This window comes from Streptomyces sp. NPDC050548, assembly GCF_044457385.1.
Classification (GTDB): domain Bacteria; phylum Actinomycetota; class Actinomycetes; order Streptomycetales; family Streptomycetaceae; genus Streptomyces.
Map to the genome: position 1 here is coordinate 124,712 of NZ_JBITGV010000005.1, position 22,325 is coordinate 147,036.

Sequence of the window (22,325 nt, forward strand, 5' to 3'; positions counted from 1 at the left end):
CACAACGGTTCTACGACGGGAAGGGCCCCCAGAATCTCTGGGGGCCCTTCCCGTCGTAACGGCAGTCCGGCAGTCAGACGGTCGCGACCGGTGTCAGCGGACTGCCCTGTGTGCCGGGCAGGTTGAGCGGGGGCGCGGTGAGCAGGAAGCGGCTGCGGTCGTGCTCGCGGAGCCAGGCCGCGAGCTTCTCCAGGTACCACAACTCGCCGAGCGGGACGCCCAGTTTGAAGAGGCAGAGGTTGTGGATCGGGAGCAGCGAGTGCGGGGTGTTGTCCTCGGGGCCGACGCCGACGCCCTCGACGGCGTAGTTGTCCGAGATCAGCGCCGAGATCTGCGAGTCGGCGATCCACTCCAGGAGCGTCGGGTCGAACGCGTCGAGGTAGGAGGCCGTGGTGTGGATGCCCACGGGGTCGGGGTTCTTGCCCCAGGCCATCACGGCGGTGTCGAAGCCGGTGTGCAGGAGGAGCATGTCGCCGGGTTCGACGACGATGTCGTCCGCCGCCATGATCTCCTGAAGGGTCTTCAGGTTGACCGGCTGCCAGGTGTTGCCCAGGTGGTGGGCGAGGTCGATCAGGACGCCCCGGCCCTGGACCCCGTGCTCCGCCATGTGCTCAAGGCCCAGGTGGCGGGCGAAGCCGAGGGTGCCGCTGCCGTCGCCCTTGGCGTCCTCCAGCGGTCCTACGATGTCGACGTCCGCGCGGTAGCCGTTGTAGTAGACCGCCTCCTCTACGCCGTCACCGTCGGCGTCGAACTCCTGGCCCTGGTGGGCGAGCGCGTCCCACTGCGTCGAGTACTGGAGCCAGAGGGTCACCACGTCGTCGGACCAGACGTCCCTGAGGTGCGGCGAGAAGTGCTCGCGCGCCTTGATGTTGTAGAAGACGTCCTGCTTGTGTTCCAGGTCCTCGGTGGGCCGCAGGATCGGAGGGTAGCGCCGCTGGTTCAGCTCGCTCCCGCCCGGATAGTCGAGCGGCAGGCTCAGGCTGAAGCTGATGCCGTGCTCGACCTCGCGGACCCCCTGGAGGACCTTCTCGGGAGTGAGCAGATTGATACGACCCAGTTCGTCGTCCTCGCCCCAATCGCCCCACGTCGAGCCCGGCGGACGCTGCTTCCAACGCTTCGTCATGTTCACGCCTCCTTCGGCGACAGTCCCCGTTGACCAGCCGCCCGCATGTTATTTGTGATTGTACCGATCGGTCAACGAATCCTGCGCAACCCCCTCCCTTTATCTTCGACTCATCAATAGACTGAGTGGTCGAAACACCCGACCTTGGAGTGAAGAATGAGCGAATCCACACAGGCGTGGGTCGTGGCGGGCGTACGGGCCGTGCTCGGCGCGCACACCCAGGCCCAGGACGCCGGCCGCACCGACGACCTCGTCGCGCTGTACACGCCCGACGCCGTCCTGGAGATACCCGGCATGGACCCGGTCGAGGGGCGCGACGCCATCCACGCGGCCTTCAAGGGCTGGGAGCCGGTCCAGCCGCAGCTCCACCTGGTGACCAACACCGTCGTGACGTCCACGGGCGAGGACGAGGCCCGCGCGCTGAGCGACGTGGCGTTCCTCCAGCGCGGCGAGGCGGGCTGGGCGATCGGCGTGGTCGGGCACTACGACGACACCCTGCGCCGCCAGGACGGCACCTGGCTGCTGCACCGCAGGAAGACGACGTACCAGGCGTAACAGCCGCCACCAACAAGCCAGTTGACCTTCCTGACCGCGACCTTGGAGTGAGATGACCACCTCGATCGACCCGTCCGTCACCGCGGCCGTACAGACCGCCATCGCGGCCTACGCCCAAGCGCTGGACGCCGGACGCACCGACGAACTCGCCGACCTGTACACCCCCGACGGCGTCGCCGAGATCGTCGGCATGGCCAAGTTCGAGGGCCGGGAGGCGATCCGGCAGGGCTTCGGCGGCTTCGCGCCCCAGAAGCCGCAGCTGCACCTGGTGGCCAACACCGTCGTCACCTCCGCCACGGAGGACGAGGTGACGGCCACCAGCAACCTCGCGTTCTTCGGGCGCGGCGACGCCGGCTGGTCCGTGGAGCTGGTCGGCCGTTACGACGACGTCCTGCGCCGGCACGAGGGCGAGTGGCGCTTCCAGCAGCGGACCACGACCTTCCTGCCGTAGGCCGGTCGACCGCACCGCACGGACCCCGACGCCCGTGCCGCCCACGTCCAGGGCGGCACGGGCGTCCGGGCGTTCAGGCGTCCGGCCGCTCGGCCTTGGAGAGGACGAAGGTCGGGAAGTCGTTCTGCTTCACGGTGTTGATCGCCTCCTGGAGCGCCCAGCGGCCCGTGGGGTTGAGGAGCTGCTTGACCGGCTTGCCGGGGATGTTGCCGCCGTAGAAGTAGCTGCTCTCCAGGAAGGAGGACATCTTGCTGTTGTTCATGGCGTCCGTCCACTCCTCCTCGGCGGCCTCGGTGACCTCGACGACGTCGTAGCCGTGGTCGCGCGCGTGGACGATGGCGTCGGTGATGATCTCGACCTGGTCGCCGGCGTAGCGCGGGTTGTTGCCGGTCGCGCCGTGCGGGCCGCCGGGGAAGAAGAAGTTGGGGAAGCCGGCCGTCGCGACACCGAGGTAGGTGCGCGGGCCGTCCGCCCAGTACTCCTTCAGCAGGAGGCCCTGACGGCCTTGTACGCCGAGCCTGTTGAGGGCGCCGGTGCCGAAGTCGTAGCCGGTGGCCCAGATGATGATGTCGAACTCCTCGACACCGTCGGCGGTTTCGATGCCGTCCTCGGTGATGCGGGTGATCGGCGTCGTGTTGATGTCGACGAGGGAGACGTTCGGCTTGTTGTACGTCTCGTAGTAGCCGGTGCCGAAGGGGGGCCGGCGGCCGCCGTAGCCATGCCCCTTCGGGATCAACTTGTCGGCCGTTTCAGGGTCCTTGACGATGCTGCGGATCTTGTCGGCCATGAACGCGCACCACTCCGCGTTCACGGTCTCGTTCGACAGCATGTCCATGTAGTGCTCGGTCAGCTTGGTGAAGCCTGGACCGTTCCACCGCTCCTCGTAGAACGCCTGGCGGTCCTCCGGGCTGTCGTCGAGGCCGGACCGCATGACGATCTGGTGCAGGAAGCCGCTCGGCGAGGTGTTCAGCGTGTCGCGGATGGACTCGAAGTTGGCCTTCAACTCCGTCTGTTCCTCAGGCGTGATCGGCCCGTTGTTGAGCGGCGTGAGCCAGTCGGCGTCCTTCTGATACACCGTCAACTGCGCTACGTCGTCGGCGATCGCGGAGATGATCTGCACCCCGCTGGAGCCGGTGCCGATCTGCGCGACCCGCTTGCCGGTGAAGTCGATGGGCGTCTTCGGCCAGCGCGAGGTGTGGTGCTGCTCGCCGCGGAAGTCCTCGCGGCCGGGGATGCCGGGGATGAACGGCACCGAGAGGTTGCCGGTGGCCGCGACGACGTAGCGGGCCCGGACCTCGGTGCCGTCGCTGACCCGGACGGTCCAGGTGCCGGAGGGCTCGTCGAAGACGGCCGAGGTGACCTTGGCGCCGGTGCGGATGTCGCGCCGCAGGTCGAACTTGTCGACGACGTGGTTGAAGTAGCGCTCGATCTCGGGCTGGCCCGCGAACCGCTCCGACCACTCCCACTCCTCCCACAGCTCCTTGGAGAACAGGTAGCCGTAGGTGTAGCTCTCGGAGTCGAAGCGCGCCTCCGGGTAGCGGTTCCAGTACCAGACGCCGCCCACACCGGTGCCCGCTTCGAGGAGCCGCACCGAGAAGCCCGCCTCGCGGGCGGTGTACAGCTGGTATATGCCGGTGACGCCGGCCCCGACGACGAGGACGTCGACCCGGTCCTGGACCGCCGGCTTCGAAGATTCGCTCATTTGCGCTCCATGGTGACTGGGGCTGCGGCTCCCACATGAGCCTGGTTTGTTAGTTCGACCAGTCGGTCGAATATTCAGACCGAGAGTAGATGAGGGGCTTGGCCCGATCAATGGCGATGACGGAGAGAGCTTGGACCAGCCATATCCGCGACAGGCATTGATTGTACCGACCGTTTGATCTAACTTTCGTTTGGGACGAATGCAATCCGCATGCACCGGGAGTCACGCATGAGCGTCGAAGACGTCAAGGAAACCACCGATCTGCGCGCCGCGGGGCTGAAAGCCCTTCGTGCCGCGCTGCCCGGGGTGGTGCCCGCGGAGGGCGAACTCGACATGCGGGACGGCAAGTTCGGCGAGGATCTCGTCGAGATCGGCCTGTCCACCGTGTGGGGCGCGCTGTGGGGCCGCGAGGGTCTGGCCCCGCGCGACCGCAGCCTCGTCACCCTCGGCATCCTGATCGCGCTCGGCGCCGAGACCGAGCTGAAGACCCATGTCCGGGTCGCCCTCACCAACGGGGTGACCAGGGACGAGCTGGCCGAGGTCATCTACCACTCCGCCGGGTACACCGGCTTCCCCAAGGCCGTGGCGGCCCGCACCGCGGCCCGCGAGGCCCTGGGCGAATAGCCGGACGAACCACCGGTGCCCGTTCTCCGGCACCGCGCACGAGCGCAAGGGAGCGCACATGTCACTGCAGGGAAAGGTCGCGGTCGTCACCGGCGGCGGCCGGGGCATCGGCCAGGCGATCGCGAAGGTGCTCGCGGCCAGGGGAGCCGCGGTCGCGGTGTGGGACCTCAACACCGAGGGCGCCGAGAAGACCGCGGCGGCCATCCAGGAGGCGGGCGGTACGGCGATCGCCGTCTCCGGCGACGCGGCCGAGGCCGGCGCGGTGGCAGCCGCCGCGGCCCGCACCCGCGAGGACCTCGGTCCCGTCACGATCCTCGTCAACAACGCGGGCATCACCGCCTACGAGCCGTTCACCAGCATCTCCGAGGCGTCATGGGACCGCATGATCGCCATCAACCTCAAGGGCCCCTTCCTGGTCACGAAGGAGATCGTGCCCGACATGGTCGAGGCGGGCTGGGGCCGCATCGTCAACATCTCCTCGTCCTCCGCGCAGACCGGCGCGCCCGCCATGGCCCACTACGCGTCCTCCAAGGGCGGTGTCATCGGCCTCACCCGCGCCCTCGCGATCGAGTACATCGAGAAGGGCATCACGGTCAACCACGTGCCGCCCGGCTTCATCGACACCCCGCTGGTCCGCCAGGGCCCCGTCGACGTGGAGGCGGCCGCCGCCAACATGCCGATGAAGCGCGCCGGACAGCCGGAGGACGTCGCCTACGCGGTGGCCTACCTCGCCTCCGAGGAAGCGTCCTACGTCACCGGCCAGACCCTCAGCACCAACGGCGGACGCTACCTCGTCTGAGCCCCGCAAAGTACATCGCGACGACGCTGCAACGGAGCAGAACATGAGCATCGAGGACGACACCGGGGCCGTGGCCCACGTGCTGGTGGTGGGCGCCTCCGCGTCCGGGCTGACCACGGTGGAGGCCCTCCGCCGCAAGGGATACACGGGCCGGATCACGGTGCTCGGCGCCGAGCCGCACGCCCCGTACGACCGTCCGCCGCTGTCCAAGCAGATCCTCTCCGGCGCCTGGGAGCCCGACCGGGCGTCGCTGCGCACCGAGGAGATGCTGACCGGCCTTGACACCGAGTTCGTGTACGGCGATCCGGCGGTCGGTCTCGACACGGCGACCCGGACCGTGCGCACCGAGTCCGGGCGCGAGCTGAGCGCCGACGCGGTCGTGATCGCCACCGGACTACGGCCCCGAGTGCTGCCCGGGCAGGGCGAGTTGACCGGTGTGCATGTGCTGCGCACCCTCGACGACGCGCTCGCCCTGCGCAGCGATCTGCTCGCCGGGTCACGACTGGTGGTCGTCGGCGAAGGAGTCCTCGGCTCCGAAATCGCCGCTACGGCACGGATGTTGGGCCTGGACGTCACTCTGGCGGGCCCGCTGACGGGACCGCTGGCCCTTCAAGTGGGCCCGCTGGTGTCGGGGCTGCTCGCGGAACTGCACACCGAGCGGGGCGTGCGGCTCCGGCTCGGGAACGGCGTCTCAGGGTTCACCAGTGCCCAAGGCCGCGTCTCCGGCGTCGAGTTGAGCACCGGCGAGGTGCTGCCCGCCGATGTGGTCGTGGTCGCGATCGGGGCGAGTCCGGCGACGGAGTGGCTGGCCGACAGCGGGCTGGAACTCGACAACGGCGTGGTGTGCGACTCGCATTGCCGGGCCGCGCCCGGGATCTACGCCGTCGGTGACGTGGCCCGCTGGCACCACGAGCAGCTCGGCCGGCTGATCCGGCTGGAGAACCGGACGAACGCCACCGAGCAGGCCATGGCGGTCGCCGGCGCGATCCTCGGGGAGGACCGGCCCTACGAACCGGTGCCGTACTTCTGGACCGACCAGTTCGACGCCAAGCTCCAGGTGCACGGCTTCCTGCCGGCCGATGCAGAAGTGGACGTCGTGGACGGCGAGTTGGCGGCCCGCCGGTTCGTCGCCCGGTACCGCAGCGGTGGCCGGGTCACCGGGATCCTCGGCTGGAACATGCCCAAGCAGGCCAGGCAGCGCCGTCAGGAGATCGTCGACTCGGTCCCCTCCCCCGCCCGCTGAACGATCCCACTGAACGATCAGGAGAGTTGTCATGAAGGTTGTCGTCGACGAGGACAAGTGCGTCGCCGCCGGGCAGTGCGTCGCCGCCGCGATGGACGTGTTCGACCAGCGGGACGAGGACGGCATCGTCGTCCTGCTGGACGAGAACCCGCCGGCCGAACTGGCCGACGACGTACGGAACGCGGCGGCCGTGTGCCCCGCGCTGGCGATCCGTATCGAGGGATGACCCTCACCCCCGCATTCCCCTCCCCCCACCCTCACCTGGAGGAACGACCATGTCCGAGGCCGAGACGGAACTCGTCGCCCCCGACGCGGAGATCTTCGACTACCCGGGCGCGCGGGACCGCACCTGCCCCTTCGCCCCGCCCGCCGGGCTGCGCGCCCTGAACGAGACGGCGCCCGTGTCCCGGGGCCGGCTCTGGGACGGCAGCACCCCGTGGCTGGTGACCGGACATGCCGCGCAGCGCGTGATCCTGTCCGACCCGCGGGTCAGCTCGAACGACAAGCAGGCCGGGTTCCCGCATCCGAACCAGGCCATGGCGGAGAACTCCCCCCACCACCCGCTGACCATCTTCAACGCCGACGGCGCCGACCACACGCGGATCCGCCGCATGATGACGGCCCCGTTCACGCGCAACCGGATGGAGAAGCTGCGCCCGGAGATCCAGCGGTTCACCGACGAGCTGATCGACACCATGCTCGTGGGCCCGAAACCGGTCGACCTGGTGGAGGCGCTCGCGCTGCCGCTGCCCTCGCTGATGATCTGCGCGCTGCTCGGAGTGCCGTACGAGGACCACGAGTTCTTCCAGGAGCACGCCTCGCTGGCGACCCGCAGCGACAAGACCGCCGAGCAGGACCGGGCGGCCATGGAGGCGCTGGGCGGCTATCTCGCCGGGCTGCTGCAGAAGCGGATGGCGGAGCCCAGCGACGACGTCATCTCGGACTTCGCCGGGCGGATCAAGGCGGGCGAGGTCACGCTGCCCGAGGCCGTCATGCTGTGCATGATCCTGCTGATCGCCGGTCACGAGACCAGCGCCAGCATGATCACCCTGGGTACCGCGCTGCTCCTGCAGAACCCGGAGCAACTCGCCCTGCTGCGCGAGACGGACGACCCGAAGGCCGTCGCGGGCGCGGTCGAGGAGATCCTGCGCTATCTGACGATCCCGGCGCTGGGACAGCGGCGGATCGCGGCCGAGGACATCGAGTTCGAGGGCGTCACCATCAAGGCCGGCGAGGGCATCGTCGTCGCGCTGCCCGCGGGCAACTGGGACCCGGCGGCCTTCCCCGAGCCGGAGAAGTTCGACATCACCCGCGAGGCACGGCACCACCACGCCTTCGCCTGGGGCATCCACCAGTGCCTCGGCCAGCAGCTCGCCCGCATCGAACTGCAGGTCGTCTACGGCACGTTGTACCGCCGCGTCCCGACGCTGCGCCTGGCCGTCGGCTTCGACGAGCTGAGGTTCCGCAGGGACGACGCGCTCGCCTACGGCATTCACGAGCTGCCGGTCACCTGGTAGCGACCCACGCGATCCACGCTTTCCCGCACACAACTGGAGTCACCCATGAGCGAGTTCGGCTTCGAAGGACGCGTCGCCGTCGTCACCGGCGCGGGCCGTGGCCTCGGCCGCGCCTACGCCCGTCTGCTGGCGGAGCGCGGGGCGAAGGTCGTCGTCAACGACCTGGGCGGGTCGATGGAGGGCGAGGGCTCGGACGCCGGACCCGCGCAGAAGGTCGTCGACGGGATCGTCGCGGCGGGCGGTGAGGCAGTGGCCGACATCCACGACGTGTCCACGAGCGCGGGCGGCGAGGCGATCATCGGCACCGCGATCGAGAACTTCGGCCGCATCGACGTCCTCGTCAACAACGCCGGGATCATCCGCTACGCGGGCCTGCCGGAGATCGAACTCGACAACCTGGAACGGCACTTGGCCGTCCACCTCCTCGGTTCCTTCAACACGTTGCGCGCCGCTTGGCCGCACTTCGTCGAGCAGGGCTACGGCCGGGTCGTCCTCACCACCTCCAGCGGCATGTTCGGCATGGACAACAACCTGTCCTACGCCGCCGCGAAGGCGGGCACGGTCGGCATGGCCCGCAGCGCGAAGCTGGCCGGCGAGCCGCACAACATCAAGGTCAACCTGATCGCGCCGGCCGCGATGACCCGGATGGGCGGCGGCCCCGAGGAGGAACCCGCCGTGACCGCGGAAGGCATGCCGTACATGCCCTCGTCGGCGGTGGCGCCGATGGTGGCCTACCTCGCGCACGAGAGCGTCCCGGTGAGCGGGGAGATCTACACGGCCGGCGCGGGCCGCTTCGCGCGGGTGTTCCTGGCCTCGACGGAGGGGTACGCGCACGAAGGGGGCGATGCCTCCGTCGAGGACGTCGCGAAGAACTGGGACGCGATCAACGACGAGAAGGGGTACTACGTGCCCGCGGACCTGATGGCGTGGTCCGGGTCGTTCCTCAAGCACCAGTTCGGGTAGGGCTCGTCTGACGGGCAGGGGGAGGCGGTGAGCCGCCCCGCCTCCCCCTGTCGCCTCACGTGGTCGCGCGGCCCGCGATGTGCCACTTCGACGGCAGCTCGATGCGGGCGCCGTCGGGCCTGAACTCGGTGGTGATCAGGGGGAGTTCACCACTCGCGAGGATGGCGAGGCCGGCCGCGCGGAGGAGCTCGGGCACCTCGTCGTCGGAGACTTCGCCGGGGGCGATGCCGTGGCGGAGGATCGGGGCGAGCTTCGCGGGCGGCCCCTCCGGGTCCTGGGCCAGACCGCCGATGATCGGGCGGGCCGCCTCGGCGAGTTCGACGAGGAAGACATGACCGCGCTCCCCGACGAGCGTGGCGATCCCGTCCACCAGCGGCTGCCGGTCGTCGGGGTCGACCTGGTGCAGCACACCCCGCATGTAGACGTTGGCGTCGCCGAGTTCGGCGTGCAGCGTCTCGACCTCGGTCTTGTCGGTCGCGTCCAGGAGCCGGTAGGTGGCCTGCCCGGCAGGGTCCGCGTGCCGGGCGTGGTCGATGGCCGCGGTGGACAGGTCGACGCCGATGACATGGTTGAAGCGGTCGGCGAGGAACCGGGTCTGCGTGCCGTTGCCGCAGCCGAGGTCGATCATCTGGAGGCCGGGGTCGCGCAACTTCGGCTCGAACAGGGCGAGATGGAGTCCGACGGTCTGGGTCGGAGACGCGTCCCAGAAGACGGCCCCCTGTTCCTCGGGCGCCTCGCGCCAGAAACCTTCCCATGCGTCCCGGTACCGACTGGTCACGCTCATGCCCAACTCCCCAGGATGCAAGGCCGTTCCGCCGTAAGTGACGGGCCAGTACGGTTTATCGCGCCCGGCTCCCGCTCACAAGCACACGGCGCATTCCTTCACCGCTCATTCGACGCGTGTACGCCGATGTGCGCCTCGCGCGCCCCCTCGGTCACCTGCGCTTCAGCGGCGGGGCAGGGTGAGTTCGAACCAGACGGTCTTGCCGGCGGTGGTACGGCTGGCGCCCCACTCGCGGGCGAGTGTGCCGATCACGTGCAGTCCGCGGCCGAACTCGGCGTCGGGGCCCGCGCTGAGCAGGGTCGGCAGGGTGGGGTCGTCGTCGTCCACCTCGCACAGCAGGGTGTCGCCGCGCACCAGGCGCAGTTCGATCCGGCGGCCGTGGGAGTGCCGTACGGCGTTGGTGACCAGTTCGTCGGCCAACAGGGCGGCGGTGTCGGCGAGTTTGGCGAGGCCCCACTCGTGGAGCTGTTCACGGACCACCGCACGGGCCCGGGCGACCTCGACCGGGTCGGGGGCGAGCCGCCACTCGGCGACGTCGTCGGACTCGATGCCGTTCAGACGGGCCATCAGGAGGGCGACGTCGTCCTTGCGGCCGCCGCGCGTGTTGAGGGAGCGGATGATCGTGTCGCAGGCGTCGTCCATGGACGCGGCCGGATGCGCCGCCGACTCGCTCAGGGTCGCGAGTCCTACGCCGATGTCCTCGCCGCGCACCTCGACCAGACCGTCGGTGCACATCACGAGCCGGTCGCCGGGGTCCACCCGCACGCGGACCGCCTCGAAGGGCACCCCGCCGACGCCGATGGGCGCGCCCGTGGGCAGGTCGAGCAGCTCGCTGCGGCCGTCCCGGGCCCGCACGATCACGGGCGGGATGTGGCCCGCGTTGCCGATGTGGAGTTCGCCCGCGATCGGGTCGTAGACGACGTACAGGCAGGTGGCGAGATAGGTGTCGCCGAGGCGCTGTGCCAAGTCGTCGAGGTTGCGCAGGAGTTGGGCGGGCGGGAGGTCCATGGCGGCCATGGTCTGCACTGCGGTGCGCAACTGGCCCATCATGGCTGCCGAGTTGAGGCCGTGGCCCATGACGTCGCCGACGACGAGCGCGGTGCGGGCGCCGGGCAGTTTCACCGAGTCGAACCAGTCGCCGCCGACCCGCCCGAGGAGCGTGCCGGGCAGATAGCGGGTGGCGATGTCGCAGCCCGCCATGCGTGCCGGGATGTGCGGCAGCATGCTGTCCTGGAGGGTCTCGGCGACACTCTCCTGGTAGGTGTACATGCGCGCGTTGTCGAGCACGAGGCCCGCGCGGGCGGCGAGTTCGGCGCCGGTGACGCGGTCCATGTCGTTGAACTCGACGCGCTCCGGGTGGCGCAGCAGGATCATGAAGCCGAGGACGACATTGCGCGCCTTGAGCGGGACCACCAGCATCGAGCGGCCGGTGATCAGCGGCCGGATGTCGCGCTTCTCGAACTGCGAGGCGATCATGTGCCCCATCTGCTCGCTGATGCGCGGCACGAGGACGGGTTCGCCGCTGGTCATGCACTGGAAGAACGGGGTGTGCGCCGGGAACGGCATGGCCTCGCCGACCGGGATGACGTCGTCCCAGCGCCCGGGTTCGTCGGTGTGCTCGACGGCGACCCGGTGCCACATGGTGGTGGTGTCCGGCACACCGTCCGGGAACCCCTCGCCGGCGACGACCTGTTCGCGGAGGTAGGTGCCCGCGACGTCGGTGAAGCGGGGGACGACGGCCCGGCTGACTTCGAGGATGGTGGTGGCGAGGTCGAGCGAGGTGCCGATACGTCCGCTGACCTCGTTGAGGAACTCCAACCGCTCGCGTACGGCGACGTATTCGAGGTCCTCGCGCTCGTCCACGACCTCCTCGGGCACGGGCAGGCCCTCGGCGACCGCGAGGGCGGCCCGCTCGCGGCGCGCCTTGCGCTCGGCGCGGCGGGCGACGCCCCAGTCCGGGGTCACCGGCACCCGCTCGTTCTGGCTGAACTCCAGTACTGGATAGCCCAGTTCGAGGACCTGCGCGACGATACGGGCGCTCTCGTCGACGCTCATGTTGGGCAGGATCTCGGGGAGCCTCCGGGCGAGTTCGTCGGCGCCGGAGAAGTCGGTGTGGTGGGCGAAGCCGGGTGCTATGCGCTCGAAGGCGCCGTCCGCCTCGGGGAGGTCCTGGCGCAGTCCGTCCGCGTCGGCGGCGAGCACGAGCAGCCGCTCCTGACCTGGGCCGACCAGCGGGTACGCCCACCACAGGACGTCCACGCGATCGCTCCCCCAGCCTTCGGCCCGGGGGACCCCCGTCTCGCTTCGCTCGGGCACGGTGAGGCGGGCGCGTCCGGCGGCCGGGTAAGAAAGCTGCCCGTCCAGGGAGGACTCCAGGTCGGGGCCGAGTCCGTCGTAGGACGCGAACGCGCCGTAGGGACCGGTCTCCTCCTCGTCGGGCAGGGCGCCGGAGACGGGGAGCAGGTCGACGGCCGTCTGGCCGATCGCCTCTTCCTTGGTGGTGCCGAACAGCCGTCGGGCACCACGGCTCCAGTGCGAGACGAGTCCGTCGCGGTCGATCAGGATCACAGCCAGCGGGATACGGCCCGCCGCGACGTGTTCGCTCACCACGTCGTCCCCGGCTCCGCGGCCGGGAGGCGCCTCCCGCTCGGTGCCACGGTCCATGGCCCAGGCCCTCTCTCCCCACGGCTCCGCAAGATCTGTGCCGCCACCCACCACGCTACGTGGGCGGCCGGTGGCCATGTGCGGCATTCCTGGAATTGGTTCCATCCAATCCGCACCGGCGTGCGCCTGCGCGCCCCGTGGGGCCGGTGATCAGTCCTCGTGGCCGAGTTGCAGATCGCGCTCGGTGCGTCCCCCGCCGGCCACTCGGAGCACGGTGGCCACGGGCGGATACCCGGCGGCGATCACCGTGTACTCGCCGGAGGACAGGTCGACGAACCGGAAGGTGCCGTCGGGTCCGGTGGTGAGGGTGTCGACGACGTTGCCCGCCGCGTCGAGGAGCGTCACGCGCGCGTCCTCGACGGGCCGCCCGCCGCTCGCCCTGACGGTGCCGCGCAGCACGGCGCCGCCGGCGAGTTCGACGTCCTGGCGGGTCTCGCGGGACGCCTGCACGCTGACGGGGAGCGCGGCCGGCCGGAACGCGGGCGCGCTGGCCGCGAGGGTGTACTCGCCGGCCACCAACTCGCTGATCACATAGCCGCCTTCGCGCCCGCTACGGGTACTGGCCACCACCTCGCCGTGCACATTGGTGAGCGTCACGGCGGCCTCCCGCACCGGAGTGCCGTCCGCGGTCAACACACTCCCGGCGAGGCGTCCGGCGCCGCCGAGGACGACGTCGAGTTCGACGGGCCGCTCCCCCACGGTCACCGACACCGCCTGCGGCTGGTGCCCGCCCGCCGCCGCGATCAGGACGTACGACCCGGAGCCGGGCGTCGACAGCGCGTACCGCCCGTCCGCGCCGCTGGCGCCCCGCCCGATCTGCTGCCCGGCGACGTCGATGAGGGTGAGCGCGGCCCGGGGCACGACGGTCCCGTCCGGGTGCTGGACCGTTCCACAGACGGGGATTCCGGGCGTGTACGCCGAACGGGCCTGCGGGATCGGGGAGTTGAAGGGCGCGGTCTCCGCCGTCTCGGCGGGGGCGTTGTGGGACACCAGCGGTTTCTCCTTGAGGAAGAAGGCGATGAGCAGGCCGAGGGCGAGCACCGGCACCAGGTAGAGGAAGATCCGGGGCATGGCGTCGGCGTAGGCCCGGATGTAGCTGTCGCGCAGCGCCGGGGGCAGCGCGTGGACGAGCTGCGGGGTGATGGACTGCGGGTCGGGGAGGCCGGCGCCCGCGCGCGGGGGGAGTCGGTCGCGCAGCGCGTCGGTGAGCCGGTCTGCGAACAGGGTGCCGAAGACGGCGGCGCCGACGCTGCCGCCGATCTGCCGGAAGTAGTTGTTGGCGCTGGTGGCGGTGCCGAGGTCGGCGGGCCGTACGGAGTTCTGCACGGCGAGGACGAGAACGGGCATCACCAGGCCGATGCCGGCCCCGAGGACGGCCATCCAGACGCTGTACTGGAGCCGGGAGGTGTCGACTTCGAGCCGGGAGAGCAGCCACATGCCGAGCGCGGCGAGGGCGCTGCCGAGGATCGGATAGATCTTGTACCGGCCGGTGTGGCTGATGAGTTGGCCGGAGACGATGGACGCGCCGACGATGCCGCCCATCATGGGCAGCATCAGCAGTCCGGACTCGGTGGCGCTCGCCCCGTCGACCATCTGCAGGAAGGTCGGCAGATAGCTGGCGGCCCCGAACAGCGCGACCCCGATCACCAGGCCCACCAGAGCGGTGACGTTGAAGACGGCGTCCCTGAACAGCCGTAGCGGGATGAGGGGTTCGGGCGCGAAGCGCTCGGCGACGAGGAAGAGGGCGGCTGCGGCCACGGCTCCCGCGCCGAGGCCGAGGATGACGCGCGAGCCCCAGGCGTACTCGGTCCCGCCCCAACTGGTCAGCAGGACAAGGCACGTCGAGGCGGCGGCGAGCAACAGCGCGCCGAGGATGTCGAGGCGAGCCTTGACGGTGGGCCTCGGCAGTCTCAGTACGACGGTCACGACGGCGAACGTCACCACGCCGAAAGGCACGTTGATGTAGAAGCACCACCTCCAGGAGAGGTGGTCCGTGAAGTAGCCGCCGAGCAACGGGCCCGCTACGGAGGCGAGTCCGAAGGTGGCGCCGATCAGGCCCATGAAGCGGCCGCGCTGCCGGGGCGGCACGATGTCCGCGATGATCGCCTGCACGCCGATCATGAGTCCGCCGGCGCCGATGCCCTGCACCGCGCGGAACGCGATGAGTTGGTCCATGGACTGGGCGCGGCCGGCCAGCGCGGAGCCGATCACGAAGACCGCGATCGCGAACTGGAACACGCTCTTGCGGCCGAGGAGGTCGCCGAGTTTGCCGTAGACCGGCAGTCCGACCGTGGAGGTGAGGAGGTAGGCGGTGATCGCCCAGGACATCTTCTCCAGGCCGTGCAGTTCGCCGACGATCTTCGGGAGCGCGGTGGCGACGATCATCTGGTCGAGCGCGGCGAGGAGCAGCGCGAGCATCAGGCCGAGGAACACCAACCGCACGCGGCGCGGGCTGAGTTCGGCCTTCTCCACGGGTGCGGGGACCGGGGTCTCCGGGGGCGTCGAGGGCCGTTCGTCCTGCACCAGAGTCGTCCCGCCCACGTACCGCTCCCCTCGTCGCGCCTGCCGCACAATTCCCGCTTTAGGCGACAACTGTGAGCAAGCGTGACGAGTTACGGCGTACGCCCGGCTCGAACGGAGATCCACCCGAACCGGTGAGGGAAGCCCTCAGGGCGTCAACGCGCCCTGGCGGCTTGGCTCTTGGGGTCTACTTCTCGACCTCGGTGGCGAGCTTGTCGAGGACCAGGTCGTAGATGCGGCCGAGGCCCTTGGGGGCGAAGGTGCGCTCGAAGAAGCCGCCGATGCCGGTGGCGCCGTTCCAGGTGCTGGTCACGACCACGCGGGACTTGCCCTCGCCGGCCGGGGTGACCCGCCAGGTGGTGACCATGGTGGAGTTGCGGTCCTTCTCGACCAGTTCGCCGTCGGTCGGCTCGCTGACCTCCAGGAGGCAGTCGCGGACGCGCTTGCTGGTGGCCTGGAGCCTCCAGTGGACGAGCGTGCCCTCGCCGTCGCCGCCCTCGCGCACCTCGTACTCGCTGAACTGCTCGGGCAGCAGGTTCGCGCGCGTGCCGGTGTAGTCGGCGAGGGCGTCGAACACCTTCTCCGCGTCGGCTGCGACGACCCGCTCGGTGGTGGCCTCGACCTGCGCCATTTCGTTCCTCCAGGACTTGCGTTCTCGGGGTCGGGGCAAGCCAACCACCCCCGCACTCGGTCACCCAAATCGGGGTGCCCCAGGGCGTCGGAAGAGGTAGGGAATGACACTTGCACAGTAATTCGAACAAGTGTTTCACTCGGGGGGCAGGCCTACCTAGGAGGCGTCATGCGCTGGGAGAACCTCACCCTGGAGTCCGACGGCCACAGCCGGACGGCCGACGTAGCGCTGTTCGGCGCGGACGCGGTGACCACCCGTACCTTCGACACGCCCGAGTTCCGCGGAATCACCTTCCACGAGGTGCGGGCCCGCTCGATCATCAACCGGGTGCCGGGGGCCTCCCGCATGCCCTTCGAATGGACGGTCAACCCCTACCGGGGCTGCTCCCACGCGTGCGTGTACTGCTTCGCCCGCAAGTCGCACAGCTATCTGGACCTCGACACCGGCCTCGGCTTCGACTCGCAGATCGTGGTCAAGGTGAACGCGCCGGAGCTGCTGCGCCGCCAGCTCGGCTCCCGGCGCTGGCTCGGCGAGCACATCGCGATGGGCACGAACGTCGACTGCTACCAGCGCGCGGAGGGCCGTTACCGGCTGATGCCGGGCATCCTGAGCGCCCTGCGCGACCGCGCGAACCCCTTCTCGATCCTGACGAAGGGCACGCTGATCCTGCGCGACCTGGACCTCCTGGTGCAGGCCTCCGAGGTCACCGACGTCGGCATCTCGGTCTCGGTCGGCTTCACGGACCCGGCGCTGTGGCGCACGGTGGAGCCCGGCACGCCCTCTCCGGAGCGGCGCCTGGACGCCGTGAGGACACTGACCGAGCACGGCATCGACGTCGGCGTCCTGATGGCCCCGGTGATCCCCTTCCTGAGCGACCACCCGGCCCAACTCCGCGCCACCGTAAGGGCGATAGCCGCCTCCGGGGCGACTTCGGTGACTCCCCTGGTGCTGCATCTGCGGCCCGGTGCCCGCGAGTGGTTCATGGCCTGGCTCGGGCAGCACCACCCACACCTGGTGCGCCGCTACGAGCGGCTGTACGCGGAGGGCTCGTACGCCCCGAAGTGGTACCAGCGCCGGATCACCCGTCAGGTCCACGACCTGGCACAGGAGTACGGCATCGGTCCCGCGCGCGCGGGGATGCCGCGCCGGATTCCCGAGCCGGCGGATCCGGTCGACGAGCCGGTGAGCGAGCCGACGCAGCTCTCGTTCATCTGAGGGCGTTCGAGCGCATCCGGCGGCCCAATTGGGTCAAGTATCGGCCGAACAGGTTCTTCCGCCCCGGCTTTTCGGGACTATGCGGCGAGGACCGGCCGCGAGAACCGCGGTCGGCTGCCTCTCCGTCCTGGGAGGACTCATGAGAAAACGCGCAGCCGTACTGTGCGGTGCCGCCGTCGTCGTGGCCGGGACGGTCACCGCTCTCCCCGCCGACGCGAGCACCACGTATTCCGCGACCACCGTCCAGGCGGCGAAGCTCAGCTGGAAGAGCTGCGCCACCACCAACTACCCGACGCTCCAGTGCGCGAGCGTCAAGGTGCCGCTGGACCACGCTAACCCGCACGGCACGCGGATCACGCTCGCCCTGTCCCGGGTCCCGCACACCGCGAAGACGTACCAGGGCCCCCTGTTGGTCAACCCCGGCGGCCCCGGCGGCAGCGGACTGACCCTCGCGGGCTTCGTGGCCTCCTCGCTGCCCAAGGCGGTGGCGTCCCAGTACGACGTCATCGGCTTCGACCCGCGCGGCGTCGGCAAGAGCACCCCCGCCCTCGACTGCAAGCCCGGTTACTTCAACCCGGTGCGCCCCGACTCGGTGCCGAGCACCCCGGCGCTGGAAAAGGCCAACCTCACGCGCGCGAAGTCCTTCGCCGCCGCCTGCGGCAAGAAGTACGCGAGTGTGCTGCCGTACATCAACACGGTCAGCGCCGTGCAGGACATGGACTCGATCCGGGCCGCGCTCGGCGCCAAGAAGATCAACTACTTCGGCTACTCGTACGGCACCTACCTGGGCGCCGTGTACGCGAAGCTCTTCCCGGAGCGCGTGCGCCGCCTGGTGCTGGACTCCATCGTCGACCCCACGGGTGTCTGGTACGACGACAACCTCGGGCAGGACTACGCCTTCAACGACCGCCAGCAGGCGCTGATGGCGTGGATCGCGAAGTACGACTCCACGTACAAGCTCGGCACCGACCCGGCCAAGATCGAGGCCAAGTGGTACGCGATGCGGAAGGCACTGGCCAAGAAGCCGGCGGGCGGCAAGGTGGGCGCCTCCGAACTGGAGGACACCTTCATCCCCGGCGGGTACTACAACGGCTACTGGCCCTACCTCGCCGAGGCGTTCGCGGCGTACGTGAACGACAAGAACGCCGATCCGTTGGTCGAGGCCTACGACAACTTCGCCGCGATCGACGCCTCCGGGGACAACGGGTACAGCGTCTACACCTCGGTGCAGTGCCGTGACGCGTCCTGGCCGCGCGACTGGAACCAGTGGCGCAAGGACAACTGGGCGGCCTACGAGAAGGCGCCGTTCATGGTCTGGAACAACGCCTGGTACAACGCGCCGTGCGCGTTCTGGCCGACCGAGTCCGAGCAGCCGGTCAACATCGCCAACGGCAAGCTGCCGCCGGTGCTGCTCTTCCAGGCGACGAACGACGCGGCGACCCCGTACGAGGGCGGCGCGACGGTCCACCAGCTGCTGGCCGACTCCAGCTTCGTGGTCGAGCAGGGCGGCGGGAACCACGGCATCACGCTGAGCGGGAACGCCTGCCTGGACAAGTACCTGGCCACGTATCTGACCAACGGCAACGTGCCGCGCAGCGGCGGCGAGGTCGACGCGGTGTGCCAGAAGACGCCGGACCCGAAACCGCTGACCACGGCGAAGTCGGCGACGAGCACGGCACACGGTTCGACACTGCACGGCCTGCTGGGCTTCCGCGGCTGAGCCCCGCCCGACGGTCCTTCGGGGGCGGGAATCCTCTTTGTCAGACCCATGGTCCACCATGGACGCATGAGTGAGCTGACGAGGATTCCCGCCCCCGACGGCGTCGCCCCCGCGACGGCCTACACGCACGTCGTCATGGGCACCGGCCGCTTCGTCGCGATCTCCGGCCAGCTCGCCCTGGACGAGGACGGCAAGCTCGTCGGCGAAGACGATCCGGCCGCGCAGGCCCGCCAGATCTTCGAGAACCTCCGCCGCTGCCTCGCCGCCGCGGGCGCCGACTTCGACGACGTGGTCAAACTGACCTACTTCGTGACGGACATGGCCCACATGCCGGCGATCCGCGCGGCCCGCGCCGCCCACATACCCGACGACCGGCTCCCCGCCGCATCGGCCGTACAGGTCGCCGCGCTGGTGCGACCGGAGTTCCTGATGGAGATCGAGGCCTTCGCGGTGATCGGCGAATAATCAGGGGCCGACCGGGCGGTCGAGTCCTTAGGGTGCCCGCCATGGACGATGCCGAGCCCCTTCAGATCCGCCCCATGGTCCTCGCCGACTGCCACCGGGTCTCCGAAATCCGCGTCCTCGGCTGGCAGTTCGCGTACCGGGGCCTCATGCCGCAGCCCTTCCTCGACGCCCTCAGCGCGAAGGACGACGCCGAGCGCCGCCGAGCGCGCTTCGCGCAGCACGACAGCAGCGTGGTGAACCTGGTCGCCCAGCGGGGCGAGGAGATCATCGGCTGGGCCGCCGTCGGGCCGTACCGGGACGGTGAAGTCCGCACCGGGGAAGCCGAGTTGTACGCCATCTACCTCGACCCGCACCACCTGAACACCGGCACCGGCCGGGCCCTGATGCAGGAGGCGCTACGGCGGTGCGCGGCCCTCGGTCACGACCGCGTGTACCTCTGGGTGGTCCGGGGCAACGCCCGCGCCCGCCGCTTCTACGAGCGGGCGGGCTTCCGGGCGGACGGGGCGGAGGAGCCGTACGAGGTGGACGGGGTACTGGTGCCGGAGATCCGGTACGTCAGGGAGCTGACGCGTTGAGGGGTGGTGAGCGGGGCTCACCGCTGCCGGGGAATCCGCCCCAGCGCGTGTACCGCCGCCTCCGCCAGGGCCGGGTGGGCGAGGGCGTCGTTCAGTACCGGTCTGGCGCGGGGGTCGCCCAGTTCGCCCAGGCCCTGTACGCAGGCGAGGGCCACGCGGCGGTACGGGTCGTGGGGGCGCAGGCGTCGCTCCAGGGTGGTGATGAGGGCGGGGACGGACTCGGGGGCGTGCAGGTCGGCCAGGAGCCGGACGGGGTGCAGGGCGTAGGCGACGCGGAGTTCATTGGTGGCGAGGGCGGCTGCCGCGCGGGCGGTGCGGGGGTCGTCGAGGCGGACCAGGGCGTACGCGGCGGAGGCGCAGCGCGGTGGGTCGCGGTGGTTGAGGAACAGGACGAGGGACTCGAAGGCCCGCCGGTCGCCCGCGAGGCCGAGCCGGAACGCGGCCAACTCCCTTGCCCACAGCGGATGGCCGGGGGCGGTGAGCACTTCCGCCAGTTCGTCGAGGTCGCCGGTCGACGCGAGGTGCTCGTACGGCGCCGCTCCTCCCGACTCCCGCCGTAAGCGCTCCGTGAGTGATCGCAACTCTTCGTCCATGAATCCGAGCCTATGGGGGTCGCGGGACAGACGGGACCTACATCACAAACTCCGGGGGCTGGCGCGCTCGTTACCCACCGGTTAAGCTCAGGTGAGCGAGTTACCCACTCGCGTATCTCCTTGCCGTGGCCTGGTGACGCAGCCGCGGTGAGTGCAGTCGGTTCGGTACTTCGTGTGCCGCAGTACGACACGGCCTGGGACAGGGCCGGTCGGAACTCTCAACTCGCCGGGCGTGTGCGCTCGTTGCCCGGCACCACCCACACTCCTTCTCGCACTCCGTGCGCCCCTCGGCGTACGGCGCGCGCTCCCAGTCGTCACCCTCATTCCAGGAGTCCCGCGATGGCAGCTCCCCTGTCCGACGCTCCCCTGTCCCCGTTCAAGACCATTGCCGTCGTCGGTCTCGGCACCATGGGCACCGGTATCACCGAGGTCCTCGCCCGGGCCGGCCGCGAGGTCGTCGGCATCGACGTCAGCGAGGACGCGACCGCGCACGCCGTCGCCGCTCTGGAGACCGCGACCGCCCACGCCGTGCGACGCGGCCGACTGACCGAGCAGGAGCGCACCGACGCCCTGGCCCGGGTCCGCACCTCCACCGACCTGAGCGCGGCGGCCGACGCCGACCTGGTCATCGAGGTGGCCCCGGAGTCGTACGAGATCAAGCACCAGATCTTCCGTGAGCTGGACGGGATCGTGCGCCCCGAGACGATTCTCGCGACCGGCACGAACGCCCTGTCCGTCACCCGGCTCGCCGCCGACTCGGCGCGGCCGGAGCGGGTGCTCGGGCTGCACTTCTTCAACCCGGCGCCCGCGATGAAGCTGGTCGAGGTGGTCTCCTCGGTGCTGACCGCGCCCACCGCCGTCGCCGCCGTCACCGAGCTGGCGATCGAGCTGGGCAAGGAGCCCGTCGCGGTCGGCGACCGGCCCGGCTTCGTCGCGGACGGGCTGCTGTTCGGCTATCTCAACCAGGCCGCCGCGATGTACGAGGCGAAGTACGCCTCCCGCGAGGACATCGACGCGGCGATGCGGCTCGGCTGCGGACTGCCCATGGGCCCGCTCGCGCTGCTCGACCTGATCGGGATCGACACCGCGCGCACGGTCCTGGAGGCCATGTACGCCGAGTCCCACGACCGCCTCCACGCCCCCGCGCCGATCCTGAAGCAGCTCAGCGAGGCGGGCCTGACCGGCCGCAAGACCGGCCGCGGCTTCTACTCGTACGAGGCTCCCGGCAGCGCGACCGTCGTGCGGGACGCGCTCACCCCGCCGGAGGGGGCACAGCTCGCCCCCGGCCGTACGGTCCGCTCCGTCGGGGTCGCCGGTTCCGGGACCATGGCGTCCGGTATCGCCGAGGTCTTCGCCAAGGCCGGGTACGACGTGGTCCTCGCGGCCCGCAGCGAGGAGAAGGCGCAGTTCGCCAAGTCCCGTATCGGCAAGTCGCTCTCGCGCTCCGTCGACCGGGGGCGGATGACCGCCGAGGCCGCCGCGGGGACCCTGGAGCGGATCACTCCGGCGGGCTCCTACGACGCGTTCGCGGACGTCGATCTGGCCGTCGAGGCGGTCGCCGAGGACCTGGAGGTCAAGCAGCAGCTGTTCGCGACGCTGGACAAGGTCTGCAAGCCGGGCGCGGTGCTGGCCACCACGACCTCGTCGCTGCCGGTCGTCGCGTGCGCCCGTGCCACCTCGCGTCCGCAGGACGTGATCGGTATGCACTTCTTCAACCCGGCGCCGGCGATGAAGTTGGTCGAGGTCGTCCGTACAGTGTTGACGGATGTTGACGTCCACTCAACAGTTCACGAGGTCTGCGTCAAGATCAAGAAGCATGCAGTTGATTGTGGCGACAGGGCTGGATTCATCGTCAATGCACTGCTTTTCCCGTACCTCAACAACGCGATCAAGATGGTGCAGGAGCACTATGCATCTCTTGACGACATTGATGCCGCGATGAAGCTGGGCGGCGGCTACCCGATGGGCCCCTTCGAGCTGCTGGACGTCGTCGGGCTCGATGTCTCCCTGGCCATCGAGAAGGTCCTGCACCGCGAGTTCCGCGACCCTGGCCTCGCTCCGGCGCCGCTCCTGGAGCACCTGGTGGCGGCGGGCTGCCTCGGCCGCAAGACGGGCCGCGGCTTCCGCGAATATGCCCGCCGCTGATCGTCCCGGCGACTGGTTCGGGGACGACGAGGACGG

General features: G+C 70.0%; 20 protein-coding genes. 13 read left to right on the top strand and 7 right to left on the bottom strand.

Annotation, left to right across the window (positions count from 1 at the left end):
• Positions 1 to 73 precede the first annotated feature (73 nt).
• A complete protein-coding gene (locus ACIBJH_RS16210) occupies positions 74 to 1,123 on the bottom strand; it encodes a cyclase family protein (protein WP_399117486.1) in 1,050 nt (349 codons plus the stop codon).
• Between the two features lie 156 nt (positions 1,124 to 1,279).
• Here ACIBJH_RS16210 and ACIBJH_RS16215 point away from each other — a divergent pair, with 156 nt between their 5' ends.
• Both ACIBJH_RS16215 and ACIBJH_RS16220 read left to right on the top strand, forming a co-directional pair.
• On the top strand, positions 1,280 to 1,678 hold the full coding sequence (locus ACIBJH_RS16215; RefSeq protein ID WP_399117487.1) for a nuclear transport factor 2 family protein: 399 nt from the start codon (positions 1,280 to 1,282) through the stop codon (positions 1,676 to 1,678).
• Positions 1,679 to 1,730: 52 nt separating this feature from the next.
• Positions 1,731 to 2,129 carry a nuclear transport factor 2 family protein gene (locus ACIBJH_RS16220; protein ID WP_399117488.1) on the top strand — a complete coding sequence of 133 codons (399 nt, stop codon included), beginning with the start codon at positions 1,731 to 1,733 and terminating at the stop codon, positions 2,127 to 2,129.
• A 73-nt stretch (positions 2,130 to 2,202) separates the two neighbouring features.
• On the opposite strand, the gene ACIBJH_RS16225 is transcribed toward ACIBJH_RS16220, so the two are convergent.
• Positions 2,203 to 3,831: a flavin-containing monooxygenase gene (locus tag ACIBJH_RS16225; protein ID WP_399117489.1), complete on the bottom strand. Its 1,629-nt coding sequence runs from the start codon at positions 3,829 to 3,831 to the stop codon at positions 2,203 to 2,205.
• 228 nt (positions 3,832 to 4,059) lie between these two features.
• Here ACIBJH_RS16225 and ACIBJH_RS16230 point away from each other — a divergent pair, with 228 nt between their 5' ends.
• From ACIBJH_RS16230 to ACIBJH_RS16255, 6 genes are read left to right on the top strand one after another with little or no spacing between them, the layout of a single operon-like run.
• Positions 4,060 to 4,455: a carboxymuconolactone decarboxylase family protein gene (locus tag ACIBJH_RS16230; RefSeq protein WP_399117490.1), complete on the top strand. Its 396-nt coding sequence runs from the start codon at positions 4,060 to 4,062 to the stop codon at positions 4,453 to 4,455.
• A gap of 58 nt (positions 4,456 to 4,513) precedes the next feature.
• On the top strand, positions 4,514 to 5,254 hold the full coding sequence (locus ACIBJH_RS16235) for an SDR family NAD(P)-dependent oxidoreductase (RefSeq protein ID WP_399117491.1): 741 nt from the start codon (positions 4,514 to 4,516) through the stop codon (positions 5,252 to 5,254).
• A 43-nt stretch (positions 5,255 to 5,297) separates the two neighbouring features.
• Positions 5,298 to 6,497: an NAD(P)/FAD-dependent oxidoreductase gene (locus ACIBJH_RS16240; RefSeq protein WP_399117492.1), complete on the top strand. Its 1,200-nt coding sequence runs from the start codon at positions 5,298 to 5,300 to the stop codon at positions 6,495 to 6,497.
• A 31-nt stretch (positions 6,498 to 6,528) separates the two neighbouring features.
• Positions 6,529 to 6,723 carry a ferredoxin gene (locus tag ACIBJH_RS16245; protein WP_262056625.1) on the top strand — a complete coding sequence of 65 codons (195 nt, stop codon included), beginning with the start codon at positions 6,529 to 6,531 and terminating at the stop codon, positions 6,721 to 6,723.
• Positions 6,724 to 6,772: 49 nt separating this feature from the next.
• Positions 6,773 to 8,014, top strand: coding sequence for a cytochrome P450 (locus tag ACIBJH_RS16250; RefSeq protein WP_399117493.1), 1,242 nt, complete (start codon positions 6,773 to 6,775; stop codon positions 8,012 to 8,014).
• A 45-nt stretch (positions 8,015 to 8,059) separates the two neighbouring features.
• On the top strand, positions 8,060 to 8,977 hold the full coding sequence (locus ACIBJH_RS16255) for an SDR family NAD(P)-dependent oxidoreductase (protein WP_399117495.1): 918 nt from the start codon (positions 8,060 to 8,062) through the stop codon (positions 8,975 to 8,977).
• Between the two features lie 55 nt (positions 8,978 to 9,032).
• On the opposite strand, the gene ACIBJH_RS16260 is transcribed toward ACIBJH_RS16255, so the two are convergent.
• The 4 genes from ACIBJH_RS16260 to ACIBJH_RS16275 all read right to left on the bottom strand — a co-directional run bounded on the left by ACIBJH_RS16260 (position 9,033) and on the right by ACIBJH_RS16275 (position 15,576).
• Entirely contained in the window at positions 9,033 to 9,761 is a 729-nt protein-coding gene (locus tag ACIBJH_RS16260) for a class I SAM-dependent methyltransferase (RefSeq protein WP_399117496.1), read from the bottom strand.
• Positions 9,762 to 9,923: 162 nt separating this feature from the next.
• Positions 9,924 to 12,425, bottom strand: a complete 2,502-nt coding sequence (locus ACIBJH_RS16265; protein ID WP_399117497.1) for a SpoIIE family protein phosphatase — start codon at positions 12,423 to 12,425, stop codon at positions 9,924 to 9,926.
• A 150-nt stretch (positions 12,426 to 12,575) separates the two neighbouring features.
• Positions 12,576 to 14,966: an MFS transporter gene (locus tag ACIBJH_RS16270; protein WP_399117499.1), complete on the bottom strand. Its 2,391-nt coding sequence runs from the start codon at positions 14,964 to 14,966 to the stop codon at positions 12,576 to 12,578.
• A 166-nt stretch (positions 14,967 to 15,132) separates the two neighbouring features.
• On the bottom strand, positions 15,133 to 15,576 hold the full coding sequence (locus tag ACIBJH_RS16275) for an SRPBCC family protein (protein ID WP_399117500.1): 444 nt from the start codon (positions 15,574 to 15,576) through the stop codon (positions 15,133 to 15,135).
• Positions 15,577 to 15,744: 168 nt separating this feature from the next.
• On the opposite strand from ACIBJH_RS16275, the gene ACIBJH_RS16280 reads away from it, so the two are divergent.
• From ACIBJH_RS16280 to ACIBJH_RS16295, 4 genes are all read left to right on the top strand, one after another.
• Entirely contained in the window at positions 15,745 to 16,791 is a 1,047-nt protein-coding gene (locus ACIBJH_RS16280; RefSeq protein WP_399117501.1) for an Rv2578c family radical SAM protein, read from the top strand.
• Between the two features lie 139 nt (positions 16,792 to 16,930).
• A complete protein-coding gene (locus ACIBJH_RS16285) occupies positions 16,931 to 18,511 on the top strand; it encodes an alpha/beta hydrolase (protein ID WP_399117502.1) in 1,581 nt (526 codons plus the stop codon).
• A 66-nt stretch (positions 18,512 to 18,577) separates the two neighbouring features.
• On the top strand, positions 18,578 to 18,976 hold the full coding sequence (locus ACIBJH_RS16290; RefSeq protein WP_399117503.1) for a RidA family protein: 399 nt from the start codon (positions 18,578 to 18,580) through the stop codon (positions 18,974 to 18,976).
• 41 nt (positions 18,977 to 19,017) lie between these two features.
• Complete coding sequence (locus ACIBJH_RS16295) at positions 19,018 to 19,551, top strand: GNAT family N-acetyltransferase (protein ID WP_399117504.1); 534 nt, start codon at positions 19,018 to 19,020, stop codon at positions 19,549 to 19,551.
• Between the two features lie 17 nt (positions 19,552 to 19,568).
• On the opposite strand, the gene ACIBJH_RS16300 is transcribed toward ACIBJH_RS16295, so the two are convergent.
• Positions 19,569 to 20,144 (bottom strand): adenylosuccinate lyase, encoded by a 576-nt coding sequence (locus ACIBJH_RS16300; protein ID WP_399117505.1) that lies wholly within the window; start codon positions 20,142 to 20,144, stop codon positions 19,569 to 19,571.
• A 339-nt stretch (positions 20,145 to 20,483) separates the two neighbouring features.
• On the opposite strand from ACIBJH_RS16300, the gene ACIBJH_RS16305 reads away from it, so the two are divergent.
• Positions 20,484 to 22,289 (top strand): 3-hydroxyacyl-CoA dehydrogenase family protein, encoded by a 1,806-nt coding sequence (locus ACIBJH_RS16305; RefSeq protein ID WP_399117506.1) that lies wholly within the window; start codon positions 20,484 to 20,486, stop codon positions 22,287 to 22,289.
• The last annotated feature ends 36 nt before the right edge of the window (positions 22,290 to 22,325 follow it).

Excerpts from the sequence above, each read along its gene's own strand:
- ACIBJH_RS16210 (WP_399117486.1), bottom strand. The coding sequence starts at position 1,123 with ATGACGAAGCGTTGGAAGCAGCGTCCGCCGGGCTCGACGTGGGGCGAT.
- ACIBJH_RS16215 (WP_399117487.1), top strand. The coding sequence starts at position 1,280 with ATGAGCGAATCCACACAGGCGTGGGTCGTGGCGGGCGTACGGGCCGTG.
- ACIBJH_RS16220 (WP_399117488.1), top strand. The coding sequence starts at position 1,731 with ATGACCACCTCGATCGACCCGTCCGTCACCGCGGCCGTACAGACCGCC.
- ACIBJH_RS16225 (WP_399117489.1), bottom strand. The coding sequence starts at position 3,831 with ATGAGCGAATCTTCGAAGCCGGCGGTCCAGGACCGGGTCGACGTCCTC.
- ACIBJH_RS16230 (WP_399117490.1), top strand. The coding sequence starts at position 4,060 with ATGAGCGTCGAAGACGTCAAGGAAACCACCGATCTGCGCGCCGCGGGG.
- ACIBJH_RS16235 (WP_399117491.1), top strand. The coding sequence starts at position 4,514 with ATGTCACTGCAGGGAAAGGTCGCGGTCGTCACCGGCGGCGGCCGGGGC.
- ACIBJH_RS16240 (WP_399117492.1), top strand. The coding sequence starts at position 5,298 with ATGAGCATCGAGGACGACACCGGGGCCGTGGCCCACGTGCTGGTGGTG.
- ACIBJH_RS16245 (WP_262056625.1), top strand. The coding sequence starts at position 6,529 with ATGAAGGTTGTCGTCGACGAGGACAAGTGCGTCGCCGCCGGGCAGTGC.
- ACIBJH_RS16250 (WP_399117493.1), top strand. The coding sequence starts at position 6,773 with ATGTCCGAGGCCGAGACGGAACTCGTCGCCCCCGACGCGGAGATCTTC.
- ACIBJH_RS16255 (WP_399117495.1), top strand. The coding sequence starts at position 8,060 with ATGAGCGAGTTCGGCTTCGAAGGACGCGTCGCCGTCGTCACCGGCGCG.
- ACIBJH_RS16260 (WP_399117496.1), bottom strand. The coding sequence starts at position 9,761 with ATGAGCGTGACCAGTCGGTACCGGGACGCATGGGAAGGTTTCTGGCGC.
- ACIBJH_RS16265 (WP_399117497.1), bottom strand. The coding sequence starts at position 12,425 with ATGGACCGTGGCACCGAGCGGGAGGCGCCTCCCGGCCGCGGAGCCGGG.
- ACIBJH_RS16275 (WP_399117500.1), bottom strand. The coding sequence starts at position 15,576 with ATGGCGCAGGTCGAGGCCACCACCGAGCGGGTCGTCGCAGCCGACGCG.
- ACIBJH_RS16280 (WP_399117501.1), top strand. The coding sequence starts at position 15,745 with ATGCGCTGGGAGAACCTCACCCTGGAGTCCGACGGCCACAGCCGGACG.
- ACIBJH_RS16285 (WP_399117502.1), top strand. The coding sequence starts at position 16,931 with ATGAGAAAACGCGCAGCCGTACTGTGCGGTGCCGCCGTCGTCGTGGCC.
- ACIBJH_RS16290 (WP_399117503.1), top strand. The coding sequence starts at position 18,578 with ATGAGTGAGCTGACGAGGATTCCCGCCCCCGACGGCGTCGCCCCCGCG.
- ACIBJH_RS16295 (WP_399117504.1), top strand. The coding sequence starts at position 19,018 with ATGGACGATGCCGAGCCCCTTCAGATCCGCCCCATGGTCCTCGCCGAC.
- ACIBJH_RS16300 (WP_399117505.1), bottom strand. The coding sequence starts at position 20,144 with ATGGACGAAGAGTTGCGATCACTCACGGAGCGCTTACGGCGGGAGTCG.
- ACIBJH_RS16305 (WP_399117506.1), top strand. The coding sequence starts at position 20,484 with ATGGCAGCTCCCCTGTCCGACGCTCCCCTGTCCCCGTTCAAGACCATT.